This is a genomic window from Desulfocurvus vexinensis DSM 17965, from assembly GCF_000519125.1.
Lineage (GTDB): Bacteria > Desulfobacterota > Desulfovibrionia > Desulfovibrionales > Desulfovibrionaceae > Desulfocurvus > Desulfocurvus vexinensis.
Map to the genome: position 1 here is coordinate 21,574 of NZ_JAEX01000019.1, position 21,288 is coordinate 42,861.

Consider the following 21,288-nt stretch of genomic DNA (forward strand, 5'->3'; position numbering starts at 1 on the left):
GCCGGGGCCGCATCGGTCAATTCCGGCCCGTCATGCCGCCCCGGCGGCAAAGTCCTGTCACACATTCCTGGAGGAACGATGTTCTTTCCCGAAGTCGCTTATGCCATGGCCCCCCCGGCTGGTGGCGATGGCGGCGCCGGAGGCGCCCTGGGCGCCCTGATGCCGCTGATCCTGATGTTCGTCATCTTCTACTTCCTGCTCATCCGCCCGCAGCAGAAGAAGCAGAAGCAGCACCGCGAGATGCTCTCGGCCCTGAAGAAAGGCGACAAGGTCCTGACCGGCGGCGGCATCTACGGCCGCATCGTCGAAGTGGACGGCGACGTGCTGCGCGTGGACATCGGCAACGACATGGTGGTCGAGATCAACCGCAATTTCGTGTCCAACATGGCCGACAGGGCCCCCAAGGACGCCGGAAAGGGCAACAAGAAGTAGCCGGGACGGCGCGCGCGGCGCGGCGCCCTGCAAGGCAAGCATCCCCTCACGGGCCCCGCACGGCCCCGCCGGGGTCGGCTTGCCTTCGCTTTTGATACGGCGTATCAAACTGCTGCCTTTCGGGGCAGGCGGGGCGGTTTGCGCCCCGTGCACGGCGTCACCGCATCCCGTTTTCGAGGAGAACACATGAAAGGGACCTTGCGTTACCGCATCGCCATCGCCCTTGTGGTGGGCATTCTGGGCCTGGCCTGGGCCCTGCCGTCCTACCTGCCGCAGGACTCCGCCCTGCGCGCCCTGCTGCCCGAAAAGCAGATCGTCCTCGGGCTCGACCTGCGCGGCGGCGTGCACCTGACCCTGGGTGTGGACGTGGACAAGGCCGCCCAGTACGCCCTGGCCCAGGCCGGGGAAGACCTGAAGAGCCTGGCCCGCGACAAGCGCATCGCCGTGTACAACGCCGCCGTGACCCCCGACGGCAGGCTGGGCATCGTGCTGACCAAGGCCGAGCAGCAGGCCGACTTCGACACCCTGATCCAGGATTTCTACGGTTCGGTCTACACCGTGGCCGAGCGCCTGCCCCAGGGCGACGGCCTGCGCTACATCCTGGCCATGCGCCCCGAATACCGCAAGGAAGTCGAGCGGCTGACCATGGATCAGGCCGTGAAGACCATCCGCAACCGCATCGACCAGTTCGGCGTGGCCGAGCCCGACATCCGCCGCCAGGAGGGCAACCGCATCCAGGTGCAGCTGCCCGGGCTGGACGACCCCCAGCGGGCCATCGACATCATCGGGCGCACCGCGCACCTCGAATTCAAGCTCGTGGACAACGAGACCAAGCCCGAGGACGCCCGCCGCGCCGGGCGCGACGTGTCCGTGCTGCGCCACCAGAACCCCGACGGCAGCTTCACCGAGCGGCCCATCGTCCTGCACCGCGAGGCGCTGCTGTCCGGCGAGGCCATCTCCAACGCCCAGGTGCAGTACGACCAGTTCGGCCAGGCCTACGTGTCCCTGTCGCTCAACGCCTCGGGCGGGCGCAAGTTCTCGCGCCTGACGGGCGACAACGTGGGCAAGAACCTGGCCATCGTCCTCGACGGCCAGGTCCACTCCGCCCCGGTCATCAAGCAGAAGATCACCGGCGGCCAGGCATCCATTTCCGGCTCCTTCACCACCGAGGAGGCCACCGACCTGGCCGTGGTGCTGCGCTCGGGCGCGCTGCCCGCCCCGGTGGACGTGCTCGAAGAGCGCAGCGTGGGCCCCTCCCTGGGCCAGGAGTCCATCGAGAAGGGCATCACCTCCACGGTCATCGGCTTCGCCGTGATCCTGGGCTTCATGGCCCTGTACTACGGCTTCGGCGGTATCATCGCCAACGTCGTGCTGCTGCTGAACATCGTGCTCATCATGGCCGGGCTGGCGGCTTTCGGCGCCACCCTGACCCTGCCGGGCATCGCGGGCATCATCCTGACCATCGGCATGGCCGTGGACGCCAACGTCATCATCTTCGAACGCATCCGCGAGGAACTGCGCCGGGGGCTCACGACCACCGCAGCCGTGGCCGAGGGCTACGCCCGGGCCACCCTGACCATCCTCGACGCCAACGTGACCACCATCATCGCGGCCATCATCCTCTACCAGTTCGGCACCGGGCCGGTGCGCGGCTTTGCCGTGACCCTGACCCTGGGCATCATCGCCTCCATGTTCACGGCCATCTTCGTCTCGCGCGTGCTGTTCGACCTGCTGCCCGGGGTGAAGAAGCCCGTGTCCGGCCTGTCGTTCATCAGGCCTGACACGGCCTTCAACTTCATCGGCAACCGGCGCAAGGCCTTCGTGGTCTCGATCCTGGCCATCCTGGTGGGCGTCGGCTCGCTGGTGGCCCACGGCGGCCCCAAGTACGGCATCGACTTCGCGGGCGGCGTCACCGTGCAGATGCGCGTGGACGGCGGCGTGGACACCGCAGCCTTCACCCGCGCCCTGGAAGCCGAAGGGTTGAGCGGCGTGGCAGTGCAGCGCATGGGCATGGAGGGCGACCACGAGTACCTGGTGCGCCTCTCCGACCAGCAGGGCCTGGGCACCGACACCGTGCGCGACCGTGTGCAGGCCGCCATGGCCTCGGGGATGCCCGGCAGCACCTACGAGATCCAGCGCCAGGAGATGGTCGGCCCCAAGGTGGGCGCGGATCTGCGCGAAAGCGCCCTGGAGGCCATGTTCTACGCCGTTTTGCTCATCGCCATCTACATCTCGGGCCGCTTCGAGGCGCGCTGGCTGGTGGCGGGCATCATGGCCGCCGGGCTGGCCACGGGCGTCTACCTGCTCGACCTGATCGACGTGCCCATGAGCCTGCTCATCGTGGCTGCCCTGGCCATCACCCTGGCCCTGTGCTGGCGCCTGCGGCTCAACTACGCCCTGGGCGCCGTGGTGGCCCTGATCCACGACGTGCTGGTCACGGTGGGTGTGTTCTCCCTGCTGGGCAAGGAGTTCGACCTGACCATCATCGCCGCGCTGCTGACCATCATCGGCTACTCGCTCAACGACACGATCATCGTCTTCGACCGCATCCGCGAGAACCTGCGCGGGCGCAAGCGCAAGGACTTCAAGGAGGTCATCAACACCTCCATCAACCAGACCCTGTCGCGCACGCTGCTGACCTCGGGCACGACCCTGCTCGTGGTGGCCGCGTTGTTCATCTTCGGCGGCGCGGTGATCCACGACTTCGCCCTGGCGCTGCTCGTGGGCATCGGCGTGGGCACCTATTCCTCCATCTTCGTGGCCAGCCCGATCCTGCTGGGCTTTGGCCCCGGCGCCACCCACGAGGAGCCCGAGGAAGAGGACGACGACCTGCCCGCCGCCCAGAAGGCCTGACCCCAGGCCAAGAGGCCGTGAAACGACCATCCCCCGGTCCGCGTCTGCGGGCCGGGGGATGTTTTTTGTGCAAAGCCTTGTGCCTTTTGTTGCACTTCATGTGCAAGATCGGAGCGCCGAGGTTTGCACATCCAGGGCACCCTGGGCAGGTTCGATACGTCAACATGCTGGAATCATGAAACTCATCGCCTTGGCACGCCCCTTGTAATAGGGGCAGGCAGAAGACGAAAGCGCCTTGGCAGGACGCCCCTTCGTCGGACACCTCCTCTCATGCAGACCCCCCAAGAGGCGGGAACCCACGCGGAAGGGTTCCTGAACGAAGAGCCCCCGGCCCGTGCAAGCGGACCGGGGGTTTCCTTGTGCACGCCCGGCCCGGGGGCCGGGCGGGTCATTTGGCGCGGTAGTGGCAGCCCCGGGTCTCGGGGTTGGCGCGGGCGGCCTCGGTGACGATGAAGGCTGCGTGGCAGCCGTGGAAGAGGTCGATGAGCGACTGGGAGATGGGCGTGGATTTGTAGAAATCCTGCAAATGGCGCTGCAGGCTGCGCAGGTCGTCGAAGGCCCGGGCCAGGCGCTGGCTGGTGCGGGTGATGCCCACGTAGTTCCACATGGTGTGGCGGATGGTCGCCCAGTCCTGGGCGATGAGGGCGGGGTCCTCGTTCTGCACGTCGCCGGGGTTGACCCAGTCGGGCATGGCCTCGGCCAGGCGGCGGGGCAGGGCGGTGCGCCCGCGCAGGTGGCGGGCGATGTCGCGGCCCACGGCCTGACCCCAGACCAGCCCCTCCAGCAGCGAGGTGCTGGCCAGACGGTTGGCGCCGTGGATGCCGGTGCAGGCGCATTCTCCGGCGGCATAGAGCCGCGAGATGGTCGTGCGCCCGCGCTCGTCGGTGAGCACGCCGCCGCAGAAGTAGTGCGCCGCCGGGACCACGGGGATGGGCTCGCTGGTCATGTCCACGCCGATCTCGCGGCATTTGGCGTAGATGGTCGGGAAGCTGCGTTGCAGGTCGCGGCTGACGTGGTTGGCCGCGTCGAGGTACACGCAGTCCTCGCCGGAGTGCAGCATCTCCTCCTGGATGGCCCGGGTCACGATGTCGCGCGGGGCCAGGTCGGCCCGGGAGTCGTAGCGGGCCATGAAGGCCTCGCCCTTGGCGTTGACCAGCCGGGCCCCCGCCCCGCGCACGGCCTCGGAGACCAGGAACTTGCGCGGCGCGCGGTGGTACAGCGCCGTGGGGTGGAACTGCACGTACTCGGCGTTGACGATCTTGGCCTTGGCCCGCTCGGCCATGACCATGCCCGAGCCGATGCTCGACGCGGTGTTGGTGGTGTGCAGGTAGACCTGGCCGATACCGCCCGTGGCCAGCACGGTGCAGTCGGCCAGCAGGGTTTCCACGCGGCCCACCTCGCGGTTGAACACATAGGCCCCGCAGCACTGGTTGGTGAGCTGGTGCTTGAACTCCAGGCGCGTGGAGTGGTGGTGGCTGGTGAGCAGGTCCACCGCCGTGCGCCCGGTGAGCACGCGCACGCCGGGCGCGGCATGCACGGCGTCCAGCAGGCAGTCCATGATGGCCCGGCCCGTGAAGTCGGCGCAGTGCAGGATGCGCGGCTTGCCGTGGCCGCCCTCGCGGATGAGGTCCCAGGAGCCGTCGTCGCGCCGGGCGAAGTCCACGCCCAGGCGGTCGATGAGCAGCTCCTGCACGGCGCCGGGGCCCTTGCGCGCCAGGTGGCGCACGGCGCGCGGCAGGTTGGCCCGCCATCCGGCGGTGAGCATGTCGCGTTCCAGGTCGGCGGCGTCGCCGGGCCCGGCCTCGAAGACGATGCCGCCCTGGGCCAGGGCGGTGTTGCCCTGGTCGGGCGCGAAGTCGGAGGTGATGAGCGTGACTTCCAGCCCGGCGTCGGCCAGGGCCAGGGCGGCGGTGCATCCGGCGATGCCCGTGCCGATGATCAGCACCTGGGTCTTGAAGCGGTCGGCGTGCATGGTCTACCTGCAAATGTCGAGCATGCGCTCGATGGCCACAACGGCGTCGCGGGCCACGTCGCAGGGCACAGTCACGGGTTCGATGTCGTCCAGGTCCTCCAGGGTGGCCGCAAGGACCTCCTCGGTGGTCTTGGCCATGTTCTGGCAGCGGCTGGGGAAGAGCGGGCGCACGAGCTTGCGGCCCTCGAAATCCCGGGCCAGGCGCTCCACGAGGTTCAGCTCGGTGCCCACGTAGATGGCCGCGCCCTGGGGGGCCTGCTCCACATAGCGGATGATGAACGAGGTGGACCCGGCAGCGTCGGCCCGGGACACCACCTCCGGCTCGCACTCGGGGTGGACCACCACCAGCGCGTCGGGGTCGCGCTGGCGCACGGCCTCGACCTGCGCGGCCCTGAAGCGCTTGTGGACCACGCACATGCCCGGCCACAGCAGCAGGGGCGTGGCGCGCAGGGCCGCCGGGTCCAGGGCGGCGCCGTGGGCCGAAACATCGACGAGCGCGCGCTCGCGCGGGGCCAGGCCCAGGGCGTCGGCGGTGTTGTGGCCCAGGTTCTTGTCGGGCAAAAAGAGCACCCCGTCGCCCTGGTCCAGGGCCCAGCGCAGCATGACCTGGGCGTTGGCCGAGGTGCAGACGCTGCCGCCGTGGCGGGCGACCACGGCCTTCACCGCCGCGTCGGTGTTCACGTAGGCCAGGGGGATGACCCGGCGGCCATCGGCGGTCAGGCGGCGCAGCACGGCGTCCACCAGCGGCGCGGGGGCCATGTCGGACATGACGCAGCCGGCCTCGGGCGCGGGCTGCACCACCGTCTGCCCCGGGGCGGCGAGCATGGCGGCGGTCTCGGCCATGAAGCTCACCCCGCAGAAGACGATATGCCGCGCGGCGCACAGCCCGCGCACCTGGCGGGCCAGTTCCAGGGAGTCGCCGCGCAGGTCGGTGTGCTGGATGACCAGCCCGCCCTGGTAGTGGTGGCCCATGATGACCAGGGCGGAGCCGCGCTGGCGGCGGATGGCTTCGATGGTCTGGGCGTGGGACGTGTTCACTGCGGCCTCCCGGGCAGATGGATGCGCATGCTGAAGTCCGCCGCCGGGGCCGAATGCGTCAGCCGGCCCACGGACACGAAGTCCGGCCCGGCCTGGGCGATGGCCGCCAGGGTGGCCAGGGACACGCCGCCGCTGACCTCGGTTTCGATGCCCTCGGGCACCAGGGCCAGGGCTTCGGCCAGGGCCCCGGGGGCCATGTTGTCGAGCATGATGCGCGCCACGCCAAGGCTCGCGGCCTCGCGGACCTCGGCCAGGGTGCGGCATTCCACCTCGATGGGCGGGCAGGGGGCGTAGGCGGCGCGCAACCGGGCCACGGCGGGCGCGATGCCTCCGGCCTGGTCGATGTGGTTGTCCTTGAGCATCAGCATGTCGGAAAGGGACAGTCTATGGTTTTTCCCGCCGCCCATCAACACCGCGTACTTCTGGGCGTGGCGCAGGCCGGGCAGGGTCTTGCGCGTATCCAGCAGGGTGGTGCGCGAGCCGCGCAGGGCGTCCACATAGCTGCGGGTCAGGGTGGCGATGCCCGAGAGGTGGGTCAGGAAGTTGAGGATGACCCGTTCGGCGCGCAAGAGCGTGCGCGCCGGGCCGTGCAGCTCGGCCACCACCTGCCCGGGGCGCACGGCCTGGCCGTCTTCGGCCAGCAGGCGCATGCCCGCGCCCGCGCCGGGCTCCACGGCGTCGAGCACCAGCGGGCCGATGGGCAGCCCGGCGGCCACGGCGTCTTGCTTGGCCACGATCTCGGCCCGGGCCGGGGCTTCGGGGGCGAACACGGCCAGGCTGGTCAGGTCCGGGCCGTCCTCGTCCAGGGCGGCGCGCACGGCGCGCAGCAGATGCTCCAGGGCCGGGCCCTGGAAAAATTCATGGAAGGTCGAGGCGTTCATGATAGGCTTCCTGCGTGGGACGGGGCAGGGCTCCCGGAGGGGAACGCGGGAACCTTGCGCGGGGTTACGGCAATCGGTGCCCGGCGTCAAGCCGCCGGGTGCTTTGACGAACGCAGGCGATTGGTATACCTGATGGACGCCATGAACGAGAAGCACGAAATCCCCGCCAGCCCGGAGCTGACGCCAGCGGCCCCCGCCGAGGCCGAGGCCGTGGCCGTGGGTTTCGAGAACGCCCACCCCGCCGACGGCGCCGACCTGCTCGAAGACCTGCCCCTGGCGGAGCAGATGAGCGTGCTGCAAAGCCTGGACACCTCCGACGCGGCGGATTTCGTCGCCGAGATGGAGAAGCACGACCGGGCCGTGCTCATGCGCGCCCTGAGCCCGGACCTGGCGGCGGATATCCTCGAGGAAATGTCGCCCGACGACGCCGCCGACGTGCTCGAGGACCTGGACGCCGCCCACCAGCAGGCCCTGCTCCAGCGCGTGGAGTCCGACGAGGCCCAGGAGATCGAAACGCTCCTGAATTTCGACTCCGACACGGCGGGCGGAGTCATGAACACCGAGGTCACGGTCCTGGAGCAGAACCTGACCGTGGACCAGGCCATCGCCCTCATCCGCCGCGCGGCGGAGGAGTCGGAAATCCCGTACTACGCCTATGTGGTGGACGACCAGGAGCACCTGGTGGGCGTGGTGTCGCTGCGCAACCTGATGCTGGCCCGCCCGGGCAAGCCCCTGCGCGAGATGCTGGAAAACCAGCAGCTCATCACCGCCACCCACGACACCGACAAAGAAGAGGTGGCCCACCTCATCTCGCACTACAACTTCCTGGCCCTGCCCGTGGTGGACGCCGACGGGCGCCTGCTGGGCGTGGTCACCCACGACGACGTCATCGACATCATCCACGAAGAGGCCAGCGAGGACATGCTCGGCATGGTCGGCGCGGGCCAGAACGAGACCGTGGACACGCCCTGGCTGCGCTCGGTGACGCTGCGCCTGCCGTGGCTGGTCATCAACGTGGCCAACTCCGCCGTGGCGGCCTGGGTGGTGCACCAGTTCGAGGGCACCATCGCCCAGATGGCCATTCTGGCCGCGCTGATGCCCATCGTGGCCAACCAGGCGGGCAACTCGGGCCAGCAGTCCCTGGCGGTGATGATCCGCCAGCTGGCCATGGAAACCTGGGACCGCAAGCGCGCCTGGACGGCGGTCCTGCGCGAGTCCAAGATCGGCCTGCTCAACGGGCTGATGGTCGGCATCCTGGTGCTGTGCGGGGTCTTCGTGCTGACCCACCATGGCGACCTGGCTGCGGTCATGGCCCTGGCCCTGGGGCTGGACATGGTGGTGGGCAACGTGGCCGGGGCCATGATCCCCGTGGTGCTGCGCGAGCTGGGGCGCGATCCGGCCCAGGCCTCGTCCATCTTCCTGACCACCATCACGGACTCCACGGGCTTTTTCCTCTTCCTCGGGCTGGCCAACGTGCTGCTGCTGTGACCGGGCCGGTGCACCGGCAAGCGAAGGGCCGCCCCGCGATGAACGCGGAGCGGCCCTTCGTTTGCGGCAACCGGGGCGCCCGGGCTATTCCAGGCCCAGCTGCTTGAGCAGGTCGTCCACGTCGGACTGGTTGGACGTCTCCTGGGGGCCCTTGAGCTCCGACGTGCCGCCCTTGAGCGCCTGCACGGTCTTTTCGGCTTCCTGGTCGATCTCCACGGCGTCGCGCTCGGGGGCCTGCTCGTGGCGGCGGACCTTGAGCCCCGTGCTGACGTAGACGCTGAAGACGATCTCCTCGATGCGCTTCAGGGCCTGGATGATCTTCTTGATGCGCTGGCCGGTCAGGTCCTGGAAGGACAGGGCGGTCATGATTTCCAGCAGGTGCGCCTGGTGGGCGTCGTTCAGGCGGATCAGCTCCTCCACGGCGTCCTTGCGGGCGCCGCCGGTGCGAAAGGCCGCCAGCAGCTCGCCCGAGGCCGCCACCATCTCCTGGTGCTGCTCCACGATGTCCATGATGCGCACGGTGGCGTCCTCGGTGGAGCGCAGGATGGCGTCGAGCTGGTCCGAGGCCTCGCTGATGAGCTCGCCGGTCTCGCTTTCGCCCCGGGGGCGCTGCCCGGCCTCCTTGCGCGCCTCGCGGATCTCGCCGTAGATCTTCTCCAGCCCTTCGCGCATGTCCTCGTTGACCTTGCGGAAGAATTCGCCCTCCTTGAGCGCCCGCGACAGAGAGCGGGCCAGCACCTGCGAGACTTCCTTCTGGATGACCTCGGCCAGCACGGTGTCGAGCCCCTCGACCACGCTCTGGGTGACCTGGGCGACAAGCTTGTCCAACTGTTCGGCGGGCGGGGTGGTGGGCATCGGCGGTCCTTTCCCGGGGGCGCCCCGGGCGGAGTCTAGCGCGGCCAGCGGGTCTCGCGGATCTGCTGGCGCTCTTCGTTGATGACGAAATGGACCACGGCCTCGAAGTCGGCCTCGCGGATGCGCGTGAAGGCCACGGTGTGCCTCGGTCCGGCGGCGGAGGCGGCCACCGCCTCCACGCGGCCCACGGCGGCGGCCAGCCGCAGGGGATACTGGTTGAGCACCAGGGCGAACTCCAGCACGTCGCCCGCGGCGAAGGGCCGCCGGGCCACGAATTCCAGCCCCTGGGCGCCGATCTCCAGCACCTCCACGGCGTCCTGGAAATCGTCCTCCAGGCGCTTTTGGGACAGCAGGCTGACCACGGTGTCCAGCTTGGCGCTCATGGCCAGCAGGAAATCCGCCAGGGGGCCGGAGAGGTTGGCGCCGTCCAGGGTTTCGGCCGCCGGGGCCGCGTCCAGGGCGGGGTTGTCCAGGGGCATGGGCAGGGTGTCCGGGCTGAGCGCCGGGCGCACGAAGGCCCGCATGCGCGTGGCGACCCTGGCGTAGGTTCCCTGGTCCATGGTCCTGTCCCGTCAGTTGCCGTTGTCGTCGAGCTGCACGCTCATGGCCCGGACCGGGCAGATGCGCGTGCACATGCCGCAGGCGGTGCAGGCCTCGGGGTCGAAGAGCACCTGGCGGGATTCGGGGTCCAGGTGCAGGGCCTGGGTGGGGCACAGGGCGGTGCACAGCCCGCAGTGGACGCAGGAGTCCTCGTCGCGCGAGATCTTCTGCGCGGTGGGTTCGATCTTGATGCCCTGGTCCTTCAGGTATTCGATGCCCTTGCGGAAGCTGTCCTCGCTGCCCGAGAGCTCCAGGGTCATATGGCCCTCGGCCCGGGGCCCGATGCTGGCCTGCAGGATGTTGAAGGTCAGGTCGAACAGCCGGGCCAGGTTGCAGACCACGGGGCGCCCGCTGCGTTCGGGCGGGAACTTGAGCGAGACGATCTTGCTGGTGCCCTTGTTGGAATCCTTCATGCCTTGGTCTCCGGCTGGGCCAGTTAGTTCTGTTCCTTGAGCAGGGCGGCGGCGCGCTTGCCTTCGGCGGTCTGGGGGAACTTCTGCACGACTTCCTCGAAACGCAGGCGGCCCATCTTGGCCTTGTCCAGACGCATGAAGCTCACGCCCTGCTTGAGCAGCGCGGTGGGATACTTGGAGCTCTTGGGGTAGTTGTCGATGACCGACTGGTACTTGAGCACCGCGCGGGCGTAGTCCTTGAGCTGGAAGTAGCATTCCCCCTGCCAGAACAGGGCGTTGGACACCAGGTCATGCTTGGGGAAGGCGGTCACGAACTCTTCCCACAGGGCCACGCCCTGCTTGTAGTCCTTGGCCTCGAAGGCCGCCCGGGCGCTCTTGTAGAGGGTGGAGGCGGCGTCGGTGTCCGCGCTCTGGGCCGCCGCAGGGGCGGCGGGCGCAGGTGCGGGCCGGGTCAGGTCGGGGTCGCCGGTCTGGCCGGGCTCCACGGGCACGATCATCGGGATGCCGCCGGGGGTGGCGGGCTCCTGGCCCGGGGCCGGGGTGGCGAGGGCCGTGTCCGCCGGGGCGGCGGCAGGCGCGGCCTGGCGCTCGGCGCGGATGGCGGCCAGGTCGATGTCCGTGGCCAGCTGCGAGTTCATGCGTTGCAGGGCGATTTTCATGTCCTGAACGTCCTCGGCGAGCATGTCGGACTGGCTCGACTGGCGCAGGGTGTCCATGTCGCGCTTGAGCATCTCGATCTCGCCCCTGGCCTCGGCCAGCTCCTGGCGCATGGACTGCATCTGGGACCAGGAATCGGCCTGGACCGACGTCTGCGAGGTGGCCTGCTCGACCTTCTGGTCCAGGGCGTCGATGCGCCGGGACTGCTCGTTGACGCGTCCGTCCAGGGTGCGCACGTCGTCGGGGTTCACGCAGCCGGAAACGGCCAGGCACAGGCATATACAGAAAATGACTTTTTTCATTGCGGCAACCTCCCTCGATTGCGACCGATGAACAGATAGGCCAGGGCGCCCGCGAAGGGCAGGAAGACCACGGCGACCAGCCACAGCGCCTTCTCCTGGCCAGTGGGAAACGTGCGCCAGTACGCATGCCAGATAGCCCAGAACGAGATGAAAAGGCAAATGAAGGCGACCCCCAGCACGGCCAGGAACCAGGGGGCCACGGTGGCGGGGATCATGCGTCCTCCCGCCCGGCGGAGGCCGGGCGCTTTGCGCGGCGTTCGATGATGTAGAACGAGACGATGAGCAGGCCCACACCGCAGGTGATGCCGATGTCGGCCACGTTGAAGGCGGGCCAGTGCCAGCCGCCGACGTGGAAATCCAGGAAATCGACGACGTAGCCGATGCGCACCCGATCCACGAGGTTGCCCAGGGCCCCGCCCAGCACCAGCCCCAGGCCCCAGGCCCCGAAGCGGTCCTCGGCGTGGCCGGTATGGATCAGGTAGAGGATGACGCCCACGGCCAGCAGGGCGGCGGCGATGAAGAACGCCCGCTGCCAGCCGATGCTCTCGTCGGACAGGATGCCGAAGGCCGCGCCCTTGTTGAGCACGTGCACGAGGTTGAAGAACCCGGGCACGATCTCGATGCGCGAGTACAGCTCCATGCTGCGCTCGACCACGGCCTTGGTGATCACGTCCAGGACCAGGACCACGGCGGCCAGGGTCAGGGGCAGGGCGAATTTGCGCATGTCCGCTCCGGGCGCGGGCCTCAGCCCTGCCCGCCCTCCGGGGCGCCGTCCTGGGCCATGACGCCCGTGCAGCGCGGGCACAGGCCGGGGTGTCCGGGCGCGGCGCCCAGCTCCTGGCTGTATTTCCAGCAGCGTTCGCATTTGGCGCCCGGGGCCGGGGCCACGGCGATGCGCAGGCCGTCCACCTCCTGGCTGGTCCAGGCGTCGGCGGGGGCGGTGTCCAGGGGCGCGAGCACGGCCTGGGAGATGATGCAGATTTCCGCCAGGTCCACGCCCGGGGCGCGCAGGTCATCCAGCAGCTCCTCGCGGGCGTGGAGGGTGACGCAGGTGTCCAGGCTGTGGCCCACGGTCCCGGCCTTGCGCACGGGCTCGATGGCCTTGGTGATCTCGGCGCGCACGGCGGCCACGGTCTCCCAGCGCTGGCGCTGGGCCTCGTCCAGCAGGTAGGCCTCGTCCATGGCGAAGCGCAGGGCGAAGATGGTCTTCACGCCGGGGTGGATGGGCTCGGGCAGGTGCTGGAAGGCCTCCTCGGCGGTGAAGCTCAGGATGGGCGCCACGTCGGTGAGCAGGGTCAGGGTGATCTGCCACAGGGCGGTCTGGGCGCTGCGGCGCTCCAGGGAGTCGGCGGCGCTGACGTAGAGCCGGTCCTTGACGATATCCAGGTAGAAGGCCGACAGGTCGGTGCCGCACATGGTGTGCAGGGCGTGGAAGGCGCGGTGGAACTCGAATTCGGTATAGGCACGCTGCACGCGGGCATGGACGCGGGCCACCAGGGTCAGGGCGTAGCGGTCCAGGGGCAGCATGGCCTCGGGGGCCACGGCGTGGCGCGCGGGGTCGAAGTCGCCCAGGTTGCCCAGCAGGTAGCGCAGGGTGTTGCGGATGCGCCGGTAGGCGTCCACCAGCCGGGCCATGATGGCGTCGGAGTAGCGCACGTCGTCCTGGTAGTTCTCCGAGGCCACCCACATGCGCAGGATATCCGCGCCGTACTTGTCCACGACCTCCTGGGGCGCCACCACGTTGCCCACGGACTTGGACATCTTCTTGCCCTCGCCGTCCACAACGTAGCCGTGGGTCAGCACCGCGCGGTAGGGCGCGCGGCCGCGCGTGCCCACGCTGGCCAGCAGCGAGCTGTGGAACCAGCCGCGGTGCTGGTCCGAGCCTTCCAGGTACATGTCGGTGGGGAAGGTCAGCTCCGGGCGCTTCTCGGCCACGGCGGCGAAGCTCGTGCCCGAGTCGAACCACACGTCGAGGATGTCGTCCTCTTTCTCCCAGTGGGCGCCGCCGCACTTGGGGCAGGTCAGCCCGGCGGGCACCACGTCCGCGACGGGCGCCTCGAACCAGTAGTCGCAGCCGCGCTCGTGGGCCTCGAAACGCGCGACGATGTCCATGACCCAGTCCTTGTCGAACCAGGCCTCGTCGCAGTCCTTGCACAGCAGGGCCACGATGGGCACGCCCCAGGTGCGTTGGCGCGAGATGCACCAGTCCGGGCGGGTTTCGATCATGCTGTGGATGCGCTCGCGGCCCCAGGCGGGAATCCAGCGCACTTCGTTCTTGATGGCCTCCAGGGCCCGGGCGCGCAGCCCGTTGCGCTCCATGGAGATGAACCACTGGGTGGTGGCGCGGTAGATCACCGGCTGCTTGCAGCGCCAGCAGTGCGGGTAGGAGTGGCGGATCTTCTCCAGGGCCAGCAGGTGGCCGCGCTCCTTGAGCACGTCGATGATTTTGGGGTTGGCCTCGTCCACGCGCAGCCCGGCGAAGAGTTCCACGCTGGGCAAAAAGCGCCCGGTGTCGTCCAGGGGGCTCAGGATTTCCAGCCCGTAGCGCAGGCCGGTGTCGTAGTCCTCGCGGCCATGGCCGGGGGCGGTGTGCACGCAGCCGGTGCCCGCGTCCAGGGTCACGTAGTTGGCCAGCACCACGCGCGACTCGCGGTCGTAGAACGGGTGGCGCGCCACGGCGCCCTCCAGGGCCTGGCCCTTGAAGCGGGCCACGACCTCGGGGGCGTCCCAGCCGAAGCGCGCGGCGCAGTCGGCCACAAGGGCCTCGGCCAGCACGTAGAATTCATCGCCCGCGCGCACGGCCACGTAGTCGAACTCGGGGTGCAGGGCCACGGCCATGTTGGCCGGCAGGGTCCAGGGCGTGGTGGTCCAGATGACCACGAAAGCCCGCGCGGGGTCCACCCCCGGGGCGACCTCGGCCAGCCTGGCGTCGGGCAGAGGGAAGCGCACGGAGACGGACGGCGAGGTGTGGTCGTGGTATTCCACCTCGGCCTCGGCCAGGGCGGTCTTGCAGTCGTTGCACCAGTAGATGGGTTTCTTGCTGCGCACCACCGAGCCCTGGCCCATGAAATTGCCCAGCTCGCGGGCGGTGGCCGCCTCGTAGACCGGGTTCATGGTCAGGTAGGGCTCGGCCCAGGTGCCCAGCACGCCCAGGCGCTTGAACTCCGCGCGCTGCACGTCGATCCACTTGCGGGCGTAGTCGCGGCAGATCTTGCGCACGGTGACGGCGGGCAGGTCGGTCTTGCCCTTCTCGCGCAGCTCCTGGGCCACCTTGTGCTCGATGGGCAGGCCGTGGCAGTCCCAGCCGGGCACGTATTCGGCCTTCATGCCGCTCATGTTGCGGTGCTTGACGATGATATCCTTGATGGTCTTGTTCAGCGCGGTGCCCAGGTGGATGTGCCCGTTGGCGTAGGGCGGCCCGTCGTGCAGCACGTAGCGCTCCCGGCCCTGGTTGGCGGCGACCATGGTGCCGTAGGCGTCGATTTCCTCCCAGAACTTGAGCATCTGCGGCTCGTTGCTGGTCAGGTTGGCCTTCATGGGAAACGTGGTGGACGGCAGGTGCAGGGTCTTCTTGTAGTCGCTCATGCGGCAGGGTCCCTATGTCTATAAGTAGTATGACGGGCCGGGGTTCAAGCGGGAGACAACCGTAATCAAGTCGGATGGAAAGTCAAGGAAAGACCTGCCGGGGCGCCGGACCCGGGCACAGGGAGGATTGGCTGGATTAAACTGCTATTTCAGTGTGTTGTCAGAAATCGTAACGCATGGTGACACCGGGTGCCGTTTGCGCTAGAAGGGCACCTTGCATCCTGGTTCGCCCGCCCGGGCGTGAAAAGGGAACCCGGTGGAACTCCGGGGCGGCCCCGCCGCTGTGATTCCGGCCTTGCGCACGGCGCAAGGAAGCTTCGGCCCTCGATGAGCCACTGCCCCCGCCGCGCGCGACGCGCCACGGGGCGGGAAGGGGAGGGCACGGACCGGAAGAGCCAGAAGACCTGCCGGATGCCCGCGCGCCTGCCGCCGGACGACGAGGGCATTCGTCCGCCGGGTCGATGCCCCGTGCATCCTGGCTCGCCCCCGGTCCGGCGCGTTGCCGGGGTTCCGGGCCCCGTCCTTCCACCCGCATCAGGCCGCCCACCTGGCATATCGCAAGGAGGTCTCCATGCGATCTGTCCTTTGCCGCCGTCCGGGCCTGCCCGGGCTGCTGCTGGCCCTTGTCACGACCCTGACCGTGGCGCTTTTCGGCGCCGTGTCCGCCTTTGCCGGGCACGCCACCCCGGCCCGGGACAAACCCGCCATCCTGCTCGTGGCCTTCGGCACCTCGGTGCCCGAGGCGCGCAAGGCCTTCGACGACATGGACGCCGCCGCGCGCGAGGCCTTCCCGGACATGGCCGTCCACTGGGCCTTCACGTCCAACATCATCCGCGAAAAACTGGCTGCCGAGGGTCAGCAGACCGATTCGGTGCCCGTGGCCCTGGCCAGGATGCTCGACGCGGGCGTGACCCGCGTGGCCGTGCAGTCGCTGCACGCCATCCCCGGCGAAGAGTTCCACGAGAAGCTTGTGCGCGTGGTCCGGGGCTTTGGCGGCGAAGGGTTCAAAAAGCTGACCATCGGCCAGCCGCTGATGAGCAGCGACGAGGACATGGCCGCCGTGGCCGACGCGCTGCTGGCGACCTTCGGCCCGCAGCGCGCCAAGGGCGAGGCCCTGGTGTTCATGGGCCACGGCACGCACCACCCGGCCAACATCTACTACCCGGGCCTGCAATGGTACCTGGACCAGCGCGACCCCCTGGCCCTGGTGGGCACCGTGGAAGGCACCCCGGGCCTGGAGTGGGTCGTGGCCCGGCTCAAGGAAAAGGGCGCCACCAGGGCGCTGCTGGTGCCGCTGATGTCCGTTGCCGGCGACCACGCGCGCAACGACATGGCCGGCGACGAGCAGGACTCCTGGAAATCCGTGCTGGCGGCCCAGGGCATCGCCGCGCGGCCCGTGCTCCAGGGGTTGGCCGAGTTCGCGCCCTTCCGCGCGCTGTGGCTGAACCACCTGCGCCAGGCCGTGGCCGAGCTGGACGAGGAGTAGAGGATGCGCGAGGGCGGGACGGCGGACATGGCCCCGGGCGGGCGCTGGCGGCTGGGGCCGCTGGCGGCGCTGCTCGGGGCTGCGTCCGCCGCCTCGCTGGCGGCGGCCTGCCTGTGCGGGCCGCTGCCCATCCCGGCGGGCGAGGCGCTGGCCCATCTGGGCGCGGCCCTGGGCCTGCCCGTGGGCCAGGGCCTGGACCCGGCCCACGGCGTGGTGGTGGTGGACATCCGCCTCTCGCGGGCCTGCCTGGCCTGGCTGACCGGGGCGGCCCTGGCCATGGCGGGCACGGTGTTCCAGGGCATCCTGCACAACCCGCTGGCCGACCCGTTCACCATCGGCGTGTCCACCGGGGCGGCCTTCGGGGCCTCCCTGGCGCTGTTTTTCGGGCTGGCGGCGCTGCCCGTGTGGGCCGGGGTGGGGCTGTTGCCCGTGGCGGCCATGGCCGGGGCCTTCGCGGCCCTGGGCGCGGTCATCGCCCTGGGCCGCGTGGGCGGGCGGCTGCGCCGCGAAACCGTCGTCCTGGCGGGCATCGTGGTGGCCACGTTCCTGGGCGCGCTCATCTCGCTGCTCAAGGCCCTGGACGAGGAGTCCGTGGCCAGCATCGTGTTCTGGGTCATGGGCTCGCTGCAGGGGCGCGGCTGGGCCCATGTGGGCTTCGCCCTGCCGTATTTCCTGACGGGCGGGTTACTGGTCGTGGCCTGGGCCCGCCAGCTCGACCTGCTCTCCCTGGGCGACGCCCAGGCCCGGGCTCTGGGCCTGGACGCCGACCGTGCGCGGCTGGCGCTGCTGCTGGCGGCCAGCCTGCTCACGGGGGCGGCGGTGTCCGTGTCCGGGGTGGTGGGCTTCGTGGGGCTGGTGGCGCCGCATCTGGTGCGCCTGGCCCTGGGCGCGGAGCACCGGCCGCTGGCCGTGGTCTCGGCCCTGGCCGGGGGGCTGCTCCTGCTGTGGTCCGACGTGGCGGCGCGCATGGTGCTGCCCCACGGGCAGGAGCTGCCCGTGGGCGTGGTCACGGCGCTGCTCGGCGGGCCGTTTTTCTGCCTGGTGCTGCGGCGCCGGGCGCGCGGGGGCGGGCTGTGATCCGCGCCGAGGCCGTGTGCTGCGGCTATGGCCGGGTGGAGGTGCTCCACGGCGTATCCCTGGACGTGCCCTGTGGCGGCGTCACCGGGCTGCTGGGCCCCAACGGCAGCGGCAAGACCACCCTGGTGCTGGCCCTGGCCGGGGTGCTGCCCTTGTCGGGCGGGCGGGTGGCCGTGGCGGGGGCGGACGAAGCCGCCCGGGCGGACATGCACGCCCTGCCCGCGCGGCGCCGCGCGCAGCTTGTGGCCTGCGTGCCCCAGCGGCTGGACATGGCCTTTGCCCTGCGCTGCTCGACCCTGGTGCTCATGGGCCGCTTCGCCCACACCTCGGCCCTGGCCGAACCCGGCGAGGCCGACCGCCGCATCGCCCGCGAGGCCATGCGCGCCACGGGGGTGGAGCACCTGTGGGACCGCCCGGCGGACGCGGTGTCCGGCGGGGAGCTGCAACGGGTGCTGCTGGCCCGGGCCCTGGCCCAGCAGGCCCCGGCCATGCTGCTGGACGAGCCCTCGGCCAGCCTGGACCTGGCCGCGGCCATCCGGCTGTTCGACCTGCTGCGGGCGCTGGCCGGGCAGGGCCGGGCGGTGCTGTGCGCCATGCACGATTTGAATCTCGCGGCGCTGTACTGCGACGCGCTGGTGTTTCTCAAGGACGGGCGCGTGGCCGCCGCAGGCCCGGTGAAGGACGTATTCCATGAACGGACGCTTTCGGACATCTACGGCACGGACATCCGCGTGGGGGCCCACCCGCTCACCGGCGCGCCCCAGGCCCATTTCGTTCCCGGGGCTGGCCCTGGGGCTGGCCCTGGCGGCGCTGCTGGCGGCGGCCCCGGCCCGGGCGGAGATCACGGTCGTTGACGGCCTGGGCAACACGGTGCGCCTGCAGGCCCCGGCGCGGCGCATCGTGGCCCTGTACGGCGCGTTCAACGAGATCCTTGTGGAAATGGGCCTTGGCGGGCGCATCGTGGCCCGCACCGTGGCCGACGCGGACCTGCCCGCAGTGGCGGCCCTGCCCAGCATCGGCACGCACATGCGGCCCAACCTGGAGATGGTCCTTGGCCTTGGGCCGGACCTGGTGGTGCAGATGAGCGCGCGGGCCGGGGCCTCGGAGCCCGTGGAAGCCCTGCGGCGCCACGGGATTCCCGTGGCCGAGTTCAACCCCGGGAGCTTCGCGGAGCTGTTCGCGGCCATCGAGGCCGTGGGCGCGCTCACGGGCGAGCCCGGGGCCGCCGGGGCGCTCATTGCGCGGATGCGCGCGCGGCTGGAGGGCGTTGCCCGCTGCCTGGACGGGGCCGAACCCCGGCCCAGGGTATTCTTCGAGGTCCGCGCCCAGGCCCTGCTGGCGGCGGGGGCCGGGGGCATCGTGGACGACGTGATCCGCCACGCGGGCGGGGTCAACGCCGTGACCGAGGCCAAGCGGCTGGTGCACCTGGGCGAGGAGGCCCTCTACGGACTGGACCCGGATGTGTATGTGGTCCAGCGCGGGCCGATGAACGAGGCCCCGCTGCCCGTGGGCCAGCGGCCCCTGCTGGCCCGGCTGCGCGCCGTGGGCCAGGGGCGGGTGCTGGAAGTGGACGAACGGTTGTTTTCGCGCCCCGGGCCGCGCTCGGTGCTGGCCGTGGAGGCCCTGGCGCGGTTTCTGTATCCCGAACGCATGAAGGAATGTCAGCTGCAATGAACGGTTACGGCATCTTGTACGGCGTGGGCACCGGCCCTGGCGACCCCGAACTGCTGACCCTCAAGGCCGTGCGCGTGCTGGGCACGGTGGACCGCGTGTACGCGGCGCGCTCCAGCGGCAACGCGCATTCGGTGTCCTACGGCATCGTGCGCCCGCACCTGCGCCCGGGCACGCAGGTCACGCCCCTGGCCTTTCCCATGACCCGCGACCAGGGCGCCCTGGACGCCGCCTGGGCCGACAACGCCGCGCGGGTGCTGGCCGACCTGCGCGCCGGGCTGTCCGTGGCCTTCCTGACCCTGGGCGACCCGCTGACGTACAGCACCTTCGGCTATCTGCTGCGCACCCTGCGGGCCATGGACCCCGAAGTGCCCGCGCAGGTCGTGCCCGGTATCACATCCTACCACGCGGCGGCTGCTGCGGCGGGGGTGGTCATCGCCGAGGGCGAGGAGACCCTGGCCGTGGTCTCGGGCGCCAGAGGCGGCCAGCGCCTGCGCGAGGCCGCCCAGGCGGCGGACAGCTTCGTGGTCCTCAAGGCCTACAAGCAGTACGCGGACCTGACCCGGACCCTGGACGAGCTGGGCCTGCGTGAGCGCGCCGTACTGGTCAGCAACTGCGGCCACGACGCCCAGACCATCACCCCCACCCCGGACCCCGGGGCGGACGCGCCGGGGTACTTCTCGCTGGTGCTGGCGCGCAAGGCATAGCGCAGCAGACCCGCGCCCAATAACGAAAAAGGCCCCGCCGGAAGGCGGGGCCTTTGGAATTTCTGTGGTAGCGAGGAGAGGACTTGAACCTCCGACACTGCGGATATGAGCCGCATGCTCTAACCGACTGAGCTACCTCGCCACGTGGTTCCCGCGTCGGGGAGACAGGCTTATAAGGGCTTCGGGCGCAAATTGCAAGGGGCCGGGAGCACTTTTTTCCGGGGCCGGAGCGGGCCGGGCCGGGGTCAATCCACCAGCAATACCAGCACCATGGCCGCCAATGCCAGCCGGTAGACCGCGAAGGGCCGCAGGGTCATGCGCGCCAGCAGGCCGATGAACAGGCGCACCGCCGCCCAGGCCGACAGGAACGAGACCACGAAGCCCACGGTCAGGAAGGGCAGGTCGGCCAGGGTGAACAGGCCGTGGTTCTTGAGCATGTCGTAGCCCGTGGCGGCGACCATGATCGGCACGGCGGCGATGAAGGAATACTCGGCGGCCACGCCGCGCCGCGCGCCCAGCAGCATGCCGCCCATGATGGTTGCCGCCGAGCGCGAGAAGCCCGGCCACAGCGCCAGGCACTGGAACATGCCGATGCCCAGGGCCAGGGCCGGGGTCAGCTGGTCCAGCCGGGTCACGCGCTCGCGCCGGGGCAGGGCCTCCACGGCCAGGATGGCCAGCGCGCCCCCGGCCAGGGCCCAGGCCACGGTCTGCGGGCCGAAGAGGTGCTCCTTGATGGCCCCGTGCAGCAGCAGCCCGGCCACGCTGGCGGGCAGGCTGGTCAGGAACAGCATCCACAGCCCCCGGGGGCCGGAAAAGGCCCGGGCGGGGTCGGTACGCAAAAGCCCCGTGAAGCGGTCGAAATACAGCACCACCACGGCCAGGATCGCCCCGAGCTGGATGACCACCTCGAAGGTCGCGGCCTTTTCGCCGGTGAAGCCCAGCAGGTGCCCGGCCAGGATCAGGTGCCCGGTGGAGGACACGGGCAGGAATTCGGTGAGCCCCTCGACGAGGCCCAGGATGAGCGCGGTGAACAGGGATTCCATGGGCGGCGTGCGGTCCTTGGTTGCGGGTTGGGCCGCCCGGGCCGGGCGGCGGAACCGGCGCAGTATGCGCGGTTTGCACCGCCGGGGCAAGGGGAACGCGCCGGGCGCCGGTCCTGTTTGCCTGGACATCCTCCGGCCCGCTGTGCTTTCCTGGCCGCAAGCGGACCCTGCGCCCGGGGAGCCCCGCGTGGGGCCATCGCAGGGCCATCGACCCGCCACAGACACGGA

General features: G+C 70.2%; 19 protein-coding genes, 1 tRNA gene, 1 pseudogene and 1 riboswitch. Of the genes and pseudogenes, 9 read left to right on the forward strand and 12 right to left on the reverse strand.

Annotated features, from left to right (window positions below):
• Window positions 1-78 precede the first annotated feature (78 nt).
• The 3 genes and pseudogenes from yajC to secF all read left to right on the forward strand — a co-directional run bounded on the left by yajC (window position 79) and on the right by secF (window position 3,285).
• Window positions 79-432, forward strand: a complete 354-nt coding sequence (yajC, locus tag G495_RS0111920) for a preprotein translocase subunit YajC (protein ID WP_028587994.1) — start codon at window positions 79-81, stop codon at window positions 430-432.
• A 186-nt stretch (window positions 433-618) separates the two neighbouring features.
• A pseudogene (gene secD, locus G495_RS22240) lies at window positions 619-2,142 on the forward strand (protein translocase subunit SecD); the annotation flags it as partial.
• A 42-nt stretch (window positions 2,143-2,184) separates the two neighbouring features.
• Window positions 2,185-3,285 carry a protein translocase subunit SecF gene (gene secF / locus G495_RS22585; RefSeq protein WP_245588421.1) on the forward strand — a complete coding sequence of 367 codons (1,101 nt, stop codon included), beginning with the start codon at window positions 2,185-2,187 and terminating at the stop codon, window positions 3,283-3,285.
• A 388-nt stretch (window positions 3,286-3,673) separates the two neighbouring features.
• Here secF and nadB read toward each other — a convergent pair whose 3' ends face one another.
• Genes nadB through nadC form a run of 3 tightly spaced genes read right to left on the reverse strand, consistent with a single transcriptional unit; the run spans window position 3,674 to window position 7,176 of the window.
• Window positions 3,674-5,257, reverse strand: coding sequence for an L-aspartate oxidase (gene nadB, locus G495_RS0111930; protein WP_028587995.1), 1,584 nt, complete (start codon window positions 5,255-5,257; stop codon window positions 3,674-3,676).
• A gap of 3 nt (window positions 5,258-5,260) precedes the next feature.
• Complete coding sequence (gene nadA / locus G495_RS0111935) at window positions 5,261-6,295, reverse strand: quinolinate synthase (protein WP_028587996.1); 1,035 nt, start codon at window positions 6,293-6,295, stop codon at window positions 5,261-5,263.
• A complete protein-coding gene (gene nadC, locus G495_RS22245; protein ID WP_028587997.1) occupies window positions 6,292-7,176 on the reverse strand; it encodes a carboxylating nicotinate-nucleotide diphosphorylase in 885 nt (294 codons plus the stop codon). The genes nadA and nadC overlap by 4 nt, the downstream gene beginning before the upstream one ends.
• A gap of 141 nt (window positions 7,177-7,317) precedes the next feature.
• Here nadC and mgtE point away from each other — a divergent pair, with 141 nt between their 5' ends.
• Entirely contained in the window at window positions 7,318-8,664 is a 1,347-nt protein-coding gene (gene mgtE / locus G495_RS0111945; protein ID WP_028587998.1) for a magnesium transporter, read from the forward strand.
• 84 nt (window positions 8,665-8,748) lie between these two features.
• On the opposite strand, the gene G495_RS0111950 is transcribed toward mgtE, so the two are convergent.
• From G495_RS0111950 to ileS, 7 genes are read right to left on the reverse strand one after another with little or no spacing between them, the layout of a single operon-like run.
• On the reverse strand, window positions 8,749-9,519 hold the full coding sequence (locus G495_RS0111950) for a protein phosphatase CheZ (RefSeq protein WP_028587999.1): 771 nt from the start codon (window positions 9,517-9,519) through the stop codon (window positions 8,749-8,751).
• A 35-nt stretch (window positions 9,520-9,554) separates the two neighbouring features.
• Entirely contained in the window at window positions 9,555-10,079 is a 525-nt protein-coding gene (locus G495_RS0111955; protein ID WP_028588000.1) for a hypothetical protein, read from the reverse strand.
• A gap of 12 nt (window positions 10,080-10,091) precedes the next feature.
• On the reverse strand, window positions 10,092-10,532 hold the full coding sequence (locus G495_RS0111960; RefSeq protein WP_028588001.1) for an NIL domain-containing protein: 441 nt from the start codon (window positions 10,530-10,532) through the stop codon (window positions 10,092-10,094).
• Window positions 10,533-10,555: 23 nt separating this feature from the next.
• Complete coding sequence (ybgF, locus tag G495_RS20505) at window positions 10,556-11,491, reverse strand: tol-pal system protein YbgF (RefSeq protein WP_051445337.1); 936 nt, start codon at window positions 11,489-11,491, stop codon at window positions 10,556-10,558.
• Window positions 11,488-11,706: a PLDc N-terminal domain-containing protein gene (locus G495_RS0111970; protein ID WP_051445338.1), complete on the reverse strand. Its 219-nt coding sequence runs from the start codon at window positions 11,704-11,706 to the stop codon at window positions 11,488-11,490. The genes ybgF and G495_RS0111970 overlap by 4 nt, the downstream gene beginning before the upstream one ends.
• Window positions 11,703-12,215 (reverse strand): signal peptidase II, encoded by a 513-nt coding sequence (lspA, locus tag G495_RS0111975; protein WP_028588003.1) that lies wholly within the window; start codon window positions 12,213-12,215, stop codon window positions 11,703-11,705. Before lspA ends, G495_RS0111970 begins: the two co-directional genes overlap by 4 nt.
• A gap of 20 nt (window positions 12,216-12,235) precedes the next feature.
• The gene (gene ileS / locus G495_RS0111980) at window positions 12,236-15,076 is read right to left on the reverse strand and encodes an isoleucine--tRNA ligase (protein ID WP_028588004.1); all 2,841 of its coding nucleotides are present in this window, start codon (window positions 15,074-15,076) and stop codon (window positions 12,236-12,238) included.
• A gap of 204 nt (window positions 15,077-15,280) precedes the next feature.
• Window positions 15,281-15,502: riboswitch (cobalamin riboswitch) on the forward strand.
• Between the two features lie 145 nt (window positions 15,503-15,647).
• Here ileS and G495_RS0111985 point away from each other — a divergent pair.
• Genes G495_RS0111985 through cobI form a run of 5 tightly spaced genes read left to right on the forward strand, consistent with a single transcriptional unit; the run spans window position 15,648 to window position 20,017 of the window.
• Complete coding sequence (locus G495_RS0111985; protein WP_028588005.1) at window positions 15,648-16,562, forward strand: sirohydrochlorin cobaltochelatase; 915 nt, start codon at window positions 15,648-15,650, stop codon at window positions 16,560-16,562.
• Between the two features lie 27 nt (window positions 16,563-16,589).
• Window positions 16,590-17,639 (forward strand): FecCD family ABC transporter permease, encoded by a 1,050-nt coding sequence (locus G495_RS0111990; protein ID WP_051445342.1) that lies wholly within the window; start codon window positions 16,590-16,592, stop codon window positions 17,637-17,639.
• On the forward strand, window positions 17,636-18,493 hold the full coding sequence (locus G495_RS0111995; protein WP_028588007.1) for an ABC transporter ATP-binding protein: 858 nt from the start codon (window positions 17,636-17,638) through the stop codon (window positions 18,491-18,493). Before G495_RS0111990 ends, G495_RS0111995 begins: the two co-directional genes overlap by 4 nt.
• A 16-nt stretch (window positions 18,494-18,509) precedes the next feature.
• Window positions 18,510-19,313 carry an ABC transporter substrate-binding protein gene (locus G495_RS0112000; protein WP_245588422.1) on the forward strand — a complete coding sequence of 268 codons (804 nt, stop codon included), beginning with the start codon at window positions 18,510-18,512 and terminating at the stop codon, window positions 19,311-19,313.
• A complete protein-coding gene (cobI, locus tag G495_RS0112005; protein ID WP_028588009.1) occupies window positions 19,310-20,017 on the forward strand; it encodes a precorrin-2 C(20)-methyltransferase in 708 nt (235 codons plus the stop codon). Before G495_RS0112000 ends, cobI begins: the two co-directional genes overlap by 4 nt.
• 65 nt (window positions 20,018-20,082) lie before the next feature.
• Here the strand turns inward: cobI and G495_RS0112010 are convergent.
• Together G495_RS0112010 and G495_RS0112015 are read right to left on the reverse strand one after the other, a co-directional pair.
• Window positions 20,083-20,159: transfer RNA gene (locus tag G495_RS0112010), tRNA-Met, on the reverse strand.
• Between the two features lie 103 nt (window positions 20,160-20,262).
• On the reverse strand, window positions 20,263-21,060 hold the full coding sequence (locus G495_RS0112015; RefSeq protein WP_028588010.1) for an undecaprenyl-diphosphate phosphatase: 798 nt from the start codon (window positions 21,058-21,060) through the stop codon (window positions 20,263-20,265).
• Window positions 21,061-21,288: the final 228 nt, after the last annotated feature.

Bases quoted from the DNA above. Each gene is read 5' to 3' on its own strand.
- yajC (WP_028587994.1), top strand. From the start codon at position 79: ATGTTCTTTCCCGAAGTCGCTTATGCCATGGCCCCCCCGGCTGGTGGC.
- nadB (WP_028587995.1), bottom strand. From the start codon at position 5,257: ATGCACGCCGACCGCTTCAAGACCCAGGTGCTGATCATCGGCACGGGC.
- nadC (WP_028587997.1), bottom strand. From the start codon at position 7,176: ATGAACGCCTCGACCTTCCATGAATTTTTCCAGGGCCCGGCCCTGGAG.
- mgtE (WP_028587998.1), top strand. From the start codon at position 7,318: ATGAACGAGAAGCACGAAATCCCCGCCAGCCCGGAGCTGACGCCAGCG.
- G495_RS0111950 (WP_028587999.1), bottom strand. From the start codon at position 9,519: ATGCCCACCACCCCGCCCGCCGAACAGTTGGACAAGCTTGTCGCCCAG.
- G495_RS0111955 (WP_028588000.1), bottom strand. From the start codon at position 10,079: ATGGACCAGGGAACCTACGCCAGGGTCGCCACGCGCATGCGGGCCTTC.
- G495_RS0111960 (WP_028588001.1), bottom strand. From the start codon at position 10,532: ATGAAGGATTCCAACAAGGGCACCAGCAAGATCGTCTCGCTCAAGTTC.
- ybgF (WP_051445337.1), bottom strand. From the start codon at position 11,491: ATGAAAAAAGTCATTTTCTGTATATGCCTGTGCCTGGCCGTTTCCGGC.
- G495_RS0111970 (WP_051445338.1), bottom strand. From the start codon at position 11,706: ATGATCCCCGCCACCGTGGCCCCCTGGTTCCTGGCCGTGCTGGGGGTC.
- lspA (WP_028588003.1), bottom strand. From the start codon at position 12,215: ATGCGCAAATTCGCCCTGCCCCTGACCCTGGCCGCCGTGGTCCTGGTC.
- ileS (WP_028588004.1), bottom strand. From the start codon at position 15,076: ATGAGCGACTACAAGAAGACCCTGCACCTGCCGTCCACCACGTTTCCC.
- G495_RS0111985 (WP_028588005.1), top strand. From the start codon at position 15,648: ATGCGATCTGTCCTTTGCCGCCGTCCGGGCCTGCCCGGGCTGCTGCTG.
- G495_RS0111990 (WP_051445342.1), top strand. From the start codon at position 16,590: ATGGCCCCGGGCGGGCGCTGGCGGCTGGGGCCGCTGGCGGCGCTGCTC.
- cobI (WP_028588009.1), top strand. From the start codon at position 19,310: ATGAACGGTTACGGCATCTTGTACGGCGTGGGCACCGGCCCTGGCGAC.
- G495_RS0112015 (WP_028588010.1), bottom strand. From the start codon at position 21,060: ATGGAATCCCTGTTCACCGCGCTCATCCTGGGCCTCGTCGAGGGGCTC.